This window comes from Streptomyces olindensis, assembly GCF_040645895.1.
Lineage (GTDB): Bacteria > Actinomycetota > Actinomycetes > Streptomycetales > Streptomycetaceae > Streptomyces > Streptomyces olindensis.
In genome coordinates this window covers 1-8602 of the sequence record NZ_JBEYZD010000140.1, presented here as the reverse complement: position 1 = coordinate 8602, position 8602 = coordinate 1, and the positions used below count along the sequence as shown (strand labels likewise).

General features: G+C 70.2%; 8 protein-coding genes. All 8 read right to left on the bottom strand.

All coding sequences use genetic code 11. The annotated features are described in order from the left end of the window. On the bottom strand, window positions 1-873 hold an 873-nt coding region (locus ABZ948_RS40270; protein WP_359768097.1), incomplete at its 3' end, for a lyase family protein. A 90-nt stretch (window positions 874-963) separates the two neighbouring features. Continuing rightward, a complete protein-coding gene (locus ABZ948_RS40265; RefSeq protein WP_359768096.1) occupies window positions 964-2247 on the bottom strand; it encodes an NAD(P)/FAD-dependent oxidoreductase in 1284 nt (427 codons plus the stop codon). A gap of 51 nt (window positions 2248-2298) precedes the next feature. Continuing rightward, window positions 2299-2964, bottom strand: a complete 666-nt coding sequence (locus tag ABZ948_RS40260; RefSeq protein WP_359768095.1) for a haloacid dehalogenase type II — start codon at window positions 2962-2964, stop codon at window positions 2299-2301. Window positions 2965-3010: 46 nt separating this feature from the next. Then, window positions 3011-3949: an aldo/keto reductase gene (locus ABZ948_RS40255; protein ID WP_359768094.1), complete on the bottom strand. Its 939-nt coding sequence runs from the start codon at window positions 3947-3949 to the stop codon at window positions 3011-3013. Then, the gene (locus tag ABZ948_RS40250; RefSeq protein ID WP_359768093.1) at window positions 3946-5421 is read right to left on the bottom strand and encodes an aldehyde dehydrogenase family protein; all 1476 of its coding nucleotides are present in this window, start codon (window positions 5419-5421) and stop codon (window positions 3946-3948) included. The genes ABZ948_RS40255 and ABZ948_RS40250 overlap by 4 nt, the downstream gene beginning before the upstream one ends. Beyond that, entirely contained in the window at window positions 5418-6371 is a 954-nt protein-coding gene (locus ABZ948_RS40245) for a succinylglutamate desuccinylase/aspartoacylase family protein (RefSeq protein WP_359768092.1), read from the bottom strand. Before ABZ948_RS40245 ends, ABZ948_RS40250 begins: the two co-directional genes overlap by 4 nt. A gap of 24 nt (window positions 6372-6395) precedes the next feature. Further along, window positions 6396-7781 (bottom strand): aminotransferase class III-fold pyridoxal phosphate-dependent enzyme, encoded by a 1386-nt coding sequence (locus ABZ948_RS40240; RefSeq protein ID WP_359768091.1) that lies wholly within the window; start codon window positions 7779-7781, stop codon window positions 6396-6398. Further along, window positions 7778-8602, bottom strand: an 825-nt coding sequence (locus tag ABZ948_RS40235) for an ABC transporter permease (RefSeq protein ID WP_359768090.1), incomplete at its 5' end; no start/stop codon positions are given. The genes ABZ948_RS40240 and ABZ948_RS40235, both read right to left, overlap by 4 nt.

Below are 8602 nucleotides of genomic sequence, written 5' to 3'. Positions count from 1 at the left end.
GGACAGCTTGACCGCGATCCGCTTGAGCACACCCGACATCTGCACGAACGCCCCGCAGTCCTGCGTCGCCTCCACCAGGTTCGCCGCCGTCACCAGGGGCAGGCCGGTGATGGCCGCGAGGTGACGGCGGGCCGCCTCGGCATATCCGGCGTGGGCGTTCAGGCCGGTGCCGATGGCCGTGGCACCCAGGTTGATCTCATGGATCAACTCCACCGCCTCGGCCAGCCGGGAGCGGTCCTCCTCGATCATCACGGCGTACGCGGAGAACTCCTGACCCAGCGTCATCGGCACCGCGTCCTGCAACTGCGTGCGGCCCATCTTGAGCACGTCACGGAACTCGAGCGCCTTGCGGGCGAAGGAGTCCTGAAGCACCGCCATCGCCCTGAGCAGGCCTCGCACCGCGAACACCGTCGCGATCTTCACGGCGGTCGGATAGACGTCGTTCGTCGACTGCCCGAGGTTGACGTCCTCGTTGGGGTGCAGGTACCGGTACTCGCCCTTCGCGTGGCCCAGCAGCTCCAACGCCCGGTTCGCGACGACCTCGTTGGCGTTCATGTTCGTCGAGGTGCCCGCCCCACCCTGGACGACGTCGACCACGAACTGGTCGTGCAGCTTGCCGGAACGGATCTCCCGGCAGGCCGCGACGATCGCGCCGGCCTTCTTCGGATCCAGCAGCCCCAGCTCCTCGTTGGCCAGGGCGGCGGCCTCCTTGACGGCCGCGAGAGCGTCGATCAGGTGCGGATAGGCGGAGATGGGCATGCCCGTGATCGGGAAGTTCTCCGTGGCCCGCAGGGTGTGCACACCCCAGTAGGCGTCGGCGGGAACGTCACGGTCGCCCAGCAGATCGTGTTCGCCACGGGTGACGGCGGTCATGGATGTACGGCCTTCTCTCAGAGGACATCGCGGGGGCCTCCCGCACGGCTGTGGGAAGGCCCCCGGTGTGTCACCGATGTCGGCGCCTGCTCAGAGCAGACGGTCCTTCGCCTTGTAGTAGGCGCCGCCGAACGGCAGGAACCAGGGTGTGCCGTTGTAGAAGGGGACGGGCACCTTCGGGAAGCCGAAGCCGCGCATCGGGTTGGCCTCGGGCTTGCCGTCCATCATCTCGGCGACGGCGCGGCCCATGTAGGTGGCCATCTGCACGCCGTGACCGCAGTAACCCATGGAGTAGTACAGGCCGTTCTCCTCGCCCGCGTGCGGAATGCGGTCCCAGGAGAAGCCGACCATGCCACCCCACACGTAGTCGATGCGCACCCCCGCCAGCTGCGGGAAGATCTCCGTCATCTCCCGCTTGAGGATGTCACCGCTCTTGACGTCGGACGCCGGGTTGGACGGGGCGAAGCGGGCCCGGCCGCCGAAGGCGAGGCGGTTGTCGGGGGTGAGACGGATGTAGTTGCCGACGTTCTTGTGGGCGACCAGCAGGCGGCCGTTGGGGATGAGCTCCTTGGCGCGCGCCTCCCCCAGCGGCTCGGTGACGATGATGAAGCTGCCGACGTTGATCAGCCGCTTGCGGAACCACGGCATCGACTGGTCGGTGTAGGCGTCCGTCGCCGCCATGACCTGCTTGGCACGGATGGTGCCGCGCATGGTCTCCACCACGAAGCCGCCGCCGGGGAGGCGGGTGAGGCCGGTGGCGGCGTTGCGCTCGTGGATCTCGGCACCGGCACGCTCGGCGGCGTCCGCCAGGCCAACGACGAACTTGCCCACGTGCAGGGCCGCGCCGAGCGGGTCGAGCAGGGCGCCGTGGTAGTGGTCCGAGCCCAGCTCGGCGCGCAGCTCGCTCTTGCTCAGGACGACCGTCTCGTGGCCGAAGTTCTCGGCCAGGTCGCGCTGCTTGGCGTGCATGCCCTCGAGGTGCTTGGGCTTGCAGACCAAGCCGAGGCGCCCGGCACGGTGGAAGTCGCAGTCGATCTTCTCCTTGACCGCGATCTCCTCGACGACGTCCACAGCGTCGCGGAACGCGTCGTAGAGCTCGCGGGCGCGCTCCTGCCCGTAGCGCTGGCGGGCCTGGGCCGGGCTGATGGTGATGCCGGGGTTGCAGTGGCTGCCGTTGCGCCCGGAGGCGCCCGAACCGACCTGGTCCTTCTCGACGAGGACGACCCGGGCGCCCTTGCGGGCGGCGTGGTAAGCGGTGGACAGGCCGGTGAGGCCGCCACCGATCACCACCACATCCGCCTCGTCGGGCAGGTCCTTCCCGGAACGGTCGGGCAGGGCGGGGGCTGTGTCCATCCAGTAGGGGATCTGCTTCATGGCGTGCGTCCTCTGAGTTCTTTCAGTCCTGTGTCGCCGGTGCGCCGCGGGTCAGCAGCCGAGGAGCTTCGGCAGGCCCGACAGGTCGGGCAGCTCGTCGTACGGCTGGTAGTCGGCGCTGCCCTTGCGGCCGTAGCGGTTGATCCACACCCGGCGCTTCAGACCCAGGTCGCGGGTCGGGATGTGGTCGTACTCCCAGCCCTGGGCGACGTGGATGACCTGCGACGACTCGACACCCATGGTCCGGAAGGCGTGCTTGAAGGTCTGGCGGTCCGGCTTGTAGGCACCGGCCTGCTGGGCGGTGATGACGTAGTCGAAATCCACGCCGATGTTCTCGACGTTCCGCGCGATCAGGTTGTCGTCGGAGTTGGAGATGATGGCGATCTCGTACTTGGTCTTCAGCTTCCGCAGGGCCTCCGGGACCTCCGGCCAGGGGCCGAAGGTGGGGACGGCGTCCACGAGGGCCTCGCCGTCGGTCTCGCGGTACTCCAGGCCGTGCAGGCGCATGGCGTTGCGCAGACTGGAGTGCAGGACCTCGTGGTAAGGGCGGTACGCCTCCAGCACGGCCTGGAAGCGCATGACGCGGAAGTCGTCGAGGAACTCGTCGACATCCAGGTTGTCCAGATCGAGCCGGTCCTCCAGGACCTTCAGGGTGGTGGGACCGAGCTCGAAGTTGATCAGGGTGGCGTAGGCGTCGAAGGTGACGATCTCTCGCATGGTGTCCAGCCTTGCTCTCGCGGTTCTTCAAACAGGGGTGGGGGCTTCAGACGACGCGTTCGCCGGGGGTGACGATCGCGTCCAGTACGGCCAGGTCGGCCGGGCTCGGTATCCAGTCGGCCGCCGCCGCGTTGGCGGTGACCTGTTGAGGTGTCATGGCTCCGCAGATGACGGAGCCGACGGCGGGGAGGGCCGCCAGTGCGCCGACCGCGACCTGGAGGAGGGTCAGGCCGCGTTCGGCGCCGTACTCGGTGAGCGCCTCGACCTTGTCGAGGGCAGCGTCGGTGAGCCAGCCCTGCCGCCAGGACAGCCGGCTGCCGGGCGGGGGCCGCTCGCCGCGGCGGTACTTGCCGCTGAGCAGGCCGTTGGCCAGCGGGTAGTACGGCAGCAGACCGACGCCGTGGCGCAGGCAGGCCGGGATCAGGTCCCGTTCCGCACCGCGGTCCAGCAGGTGGTAGCGCGCCTGCGTGGAGACGAAGCCGTCCGTGATCTGCTCGGCCGGGAGGTTGGAGCAGCCGATGTACCGGATCTTGCCCTCGTGGACCAGCTCCTGGAGCGCGGCGACCGTCTCCTCCAGCGGCGTGACGCCGTCCGGTTCGTGGTACTGGTACAGGTCGATCCGGTCGGTGCCGAGCCGGCGCAGGGACGCCTCCACCGCGTAGCGGAGGTAGGCGCGGGACCCACGCGGGCCGTACAGGTCGGCGTCCCGGCTCATCTCCATGCCGAACTTGGTGGCCAGCACCACGTGGTCCCGGCTGCCCTTGAGCGCGGCCCCGAGGAGCCGTTCCCCGTCGCCGCGGGAGCCGCCCCGTTCCCCGGACCCGCCGTACATGTCGGCGGTGTCGAACAGGGTGATCCCGGCGTCGAGGGCGGCGTGGACGACGGCCTTCGTGCCGTCCTCGTCGAGGCGGGCGCCGAAGTTGTTGCCGCCCACGCCGACCACCGAGACGGTCGGGCCGCGCTCACCGAGCGTGCGGTATCTCATGACCGGTTCCCGAACCCGATGCAGACGTTCTTGGTCTGCAGGTAGCTGCCCAGACCTTCGAGGCCCTTCTCCCGGCCCCAGCCGCTGTGCTTGTAGCCGCCGAAGGGCAGCTCCACTCCGGTGCCGACGCCGGTGGCGTTGACATACACCTGGCCGGCCCGGATGCCCTCGGCCAGCCGCATCGCCTTGTCGATGTCGCGGGTCCACACGTACGAGGCCAGGCCGTACGGACTGTCGTTGGCGATCTCCAGTGCCTCGTCCGCGTCGTCGAACTCGATGACCGTGACGACGGGGCCGAAGATCTCCTCGCGGGCGCACCGGGCCTGGTTGTCCAGTCCGGTGAGGACGGTCGGCTGGACGTAGTAGCCGTCGGCCAGCTCCGGGTCGGTGGGGGCGCCTCCGCCGGCCCGTGCCACGGCGCCTTCCTCGCGGGCCAGTTCCAGGTAGCCGAGGACCCGGTCCCGCTGCCGTGCGGCGACGAGGGGGCCGACGTCCGGGTCGCTGAGCCCGGGGCCGATGCTGAGGGAGGCGGCGTGCGCGACGAGCTTGTCCAGGAACTCCTCGGCGCCGCGCTGGAGGAGCAGCCGGGTGCCGGCCGAGCAGGTCTGCCCGGCGTTGCCGAACGCGGAGGCGGCGACGGCGCCGAGCGCGGCGTCGAAGTCGGCGTCGGCGAAGACGATGACCGGGGACTTGCCGCCCAGCTCCGTGACCGAGGGGACCACGTTGGCTGCGGCCGCCTGGGCGACCTTGATGCCGGTCGCCACCGAGCCGGTGAAGGTGACCTGGTCGATGTCCGGGTGCCCGGCGAGGGCCGCGCCGGTCTCGCCGTCACCGGGGACGACGTTGAGGACGCCCGGCGGCAGGCCGCACTCCAGGGCGATCCTGCCGATCTCCAGCGGGGTCAGCGGCGCCTCGGGCGACGGCTTGAGCACCACGGTGCAGCCCGCCGCCAGCGCCGGGGCGGAGCCCCGCGCGGTGTTCTGCAGCGGGTAGTTGAACGGGATGATGTGGCCGGAGACGCCGATCGGCTCGCGGACGGTGTAGTCGAGCAGACCGGGGCCGAGCGGGACCGTCGAGCCGCCGAGCTTGTCGGCGACGCCCGCGTAGAACTCGAAGTAGCGGGCCGCCGCTTCGACATCCGCCTTCGCCTGGCGCAGCGGCTTGCCGACGTCCTGGCTCTCCAGGCGGGCCAGCCGTTCACCCTGGTAGCGGATGGCCTCCGCGATCCGGTACAGGATGCGCCCCCGGTCGGCGGCACGCAGCCCGGCCCACTCGGGAGCGGTGAAGGCCGCGCGCGCGGCGGCGACCGCCTGGTCCACGTCCGCCTTGCCGCCCAGCGCCACCTGGGCGATGGCCGTGTCGTTCGACGGGTCGAGGACGGTGAAGGAGCGTCCGTCGGCGGCGGGGAGGTGCTTGCCGTCGATCAGCAACTCGGTCAGCTGCATGTCGGTCAGCTGCGGTTCGTCGCTCATGGCTGGATCTCCCCCAGCACCTCGCCGAAGATGACGACCTCGTCGCCCGGGCGGACCGTGCGGATCCGGCGGACCCAGAGCACGATGCCGTCCTGCGGCGCGACGACCTCTTCCAGCGTGGTGCCGTAGTGGTCGGTGATGGTGGCGATCAGGTCGCCTTCCTTGCAGGTCTCCCCCGGCTCGGCGCGCGCGACGAAGAAGCCGCCGGAGGCGGACCGGGCGAAGGTGCCGGAGACCGTCGTGTAGGTGTCCCGCAGCCGCGCCTCGCCGTCGATCATGCCGAGGCTGCGCAGGATGTTGCGGATCGAGCTCATGTGGTGCTCGACGTTGGTCTCGCGGTAGGTGGCGCCGCCGCACTCGATGGTGATGGCGGGCTTGCCGGCTTCGAGGACGGGGTGGCGGACCGTGCCGCCCCACTTGCCGCCCTTCCAGACCAGCTCGTGTCCGGCGGCGAGGGCGAGGTCCGTCGCCAGGTTCTCGTACCCGCCCTGGAGGATGACGAGGGGGGCGATCTCGCCGTAGGCGCCGCCGGTGTGCAGGTCGACCACGGCGTCGACGGCCGGCACGACCTGCTCGACGAAGGTGGCGGCCAGACGCTGCGAGTACGAGCCCTCGGCGTCGCCCGGGAAGATCCGGTTGAGGTTGAGGTGGTCGATGCCGCTGGCGCGGGCTGCGGCCTCGAAGGCCGGGGTGTTGAGGCAGGGGATGCCGACGACGGTGCCGCGCAGGGTGGCCGGGTCGATCTCGGCGAGAACGCGGCGGATGGCTTCCTGGCCGTCGTACTCGTCGCCGTGCACGCCCGCGTCCACGCACAGGACGGGGCCGTCGTGGGCGCCGTTGACGACGATCAGCGGAATGCCGAGCTCCACGCCGTAGCTGCTGGTGCCGACCGGGATGAGGCCGTGGGCGCGCTCGCCGGGGGCGACGGTCAGCGGACCGATGGAGTACATGTGGATCCTTTCCAAGAGGGTGGATCAGATGCGGGCCGAGGCCTCGGCGAGGACGCCCGCGATGATCGCGGCGATACGGTCGAGGAGAGGGCGGTCGCTGATCAGCGGTGGCGCGATTTGAACCAGCGGCGCGGAGCGGTTGTAGACGCGGGCCAGCAGGCCGGCCTCGCGCAGCCGACGCGGGATCAGGTCGCCGATCAGCTCGCTTCGGGCCTTGGCGCTGAAGGCGCCGTCGTCGAGGTCGCCGACGAGTTCGCAGGAGTAGAAGAACCCGGTGCCGCGGACGTCGCCGACGATCGGCAGGTCCTTGAGGGCCGCCATGCGCTTGGCCAGGTCGCCCTGGAGACCGCGGACGTTGTCCAGGATGCGGTCCCGCTCCATGATCTCCAGGTTGCGCAGGGCGATGGCCGTGCTCAGCGGGTGCCCGGCGAAGGTGTAACCGTGGTTGAGGATCGCGCCGGGCCGGTTGATGACCTCCGTGACCTTGGTGCCGACCAGGGTCGCGCCCAGGGGGGCGTATCCGGCCGTGATGCCCTTGGCGACGGTGACCATGTCCGGGCGGGCGCCGTAGCGGTCCCCGCCGAACCACTCGCCGATCCGGCCGAAGGCCGTGATGACCTCGTCGGCGACGAGCAGGAAGCCGTACCGGTCGGCCAGCGCCCGCAACCCCTGCCAGTAGCCCTGGGGCGGGGTGATGCAGCCACCCCGGTTCTGCACCGGCTCCGCGATGAGCATCGCGACGGTCTCCGGGCCTTCGGTCAGGATCGCGGCCTCCAACTCCGCGAGCAGCCATGCCGTGTACACCTCGTCGTCCGCGAACTCCGGTGCGAGGCCGCGGCGGTTGGTGTTCGACACGAACCGGGTGTCGATCGCCGGCGGGCCGTACGGCTCCGTGAGGCCGGGGTCGTCGTTGAACGACAGGGTGCCGATGGTCAGGCCGTGGTAGGCGCCGCGCCGGGCGATCGCCTTGGTGCGGCCCGGCTCCCCGCGCAGGGCGTGGTAGCGGCGGGCGATCTTCCAGGCGGTCTCGACGGCTTCGGCGCCGCCGCTCGAGAAGAAGGTGTGCTCGATGTCGACGGGGGCGATCCGGGACAGCCGCTCGGCGAGTTCGATGGCCGTGGGGTGCGCGGACCCTGTCCACAGCGGGCTGTAGCAGAGTTCACGCAGTTGCCGTTCGGCTGCCTCGGCGAACTCACCGCCGTAGGAGTAACCGAGCTGGCAGCAGTACAGCCCCGACAGGCCGTCGATGTAGCGCCTGCCGTCCGCGTCCTCGACGTACGGGCCCTCCCCTCGCTGGACGACGAGGAGGTCTTCGCCCTGGTCGCCGAGCGATCCGTTGGCGGTCATGTGCAGCAGCAGGTGCCGCTGAGCGGTGGCCGCGGTCAGCTGAGCGGCGGCGGTGGTGGTCATACGGCCTCGCCTCCGGGGTTGGCGACGCCGACCGTGTTCTCGACCGAGAGCAGGGAGTCCTGTCGCCCCGAGCCCAGCCAGCGCACCAGGGCCACCAAGCCCAGGGCGAGGATGGCGAAGGCGATGAGGATCGCGCTGACCGCGGTCACGCTCGGGTCGATCTCGAAGGTGAGCGAGTTGTAGACCTGCACCGGCAGGGTGACGGTGTCGACCGAGGAGAGGAACTGGGCGATGTAGAACTCGTCGAAGCTGGTGATGAAGGAGAAGATCGCCGCCGCGATCATCCCGGGGGCCGCCAGAGGGAAGGTGATCTTCCTTGCGATGGTGAGGCGGCCGGCGCCCATGCTGGCGGCGGCGTCCTCGAGGCGTTCGTCGATGCCGCGCAGCGTCGCGATCAGGATCAGCACCGCGATGGGTGAGGCGAGCACCGTGTGGCCCAGCGCGATGGCGATCGGGCTGCCCAGCATCGCGGCCGGCTCGAAGAACAGGAACAGACCCAGTGCGGTGACGATCTGCGGGATGACCAGCGGTCCGAGGACCAGCGCGAAAACGGCGGAGCGCAGGGGGAGTTCGCTGCGGACCAGGGCCGTCGCCGCGGTCACCCCGATGATCAGGGAGAACACGGTGCTCAACGCCGCGATCAGGGCACTCAGCGACAGCGCGGCCGGCCATTTGCTGCCGTCGGCGAACAGGGCCTTGTACCAGTTCAGCGTCCACGTCTCCGGCGGGAAGGAGGCGAAGGCGTTGTTGCTGAAGGAGGTGACGAGGATGACGACGATGGGCAGCGCCAGGAACAGCAGGATGATGGTGGCCACCGCGGT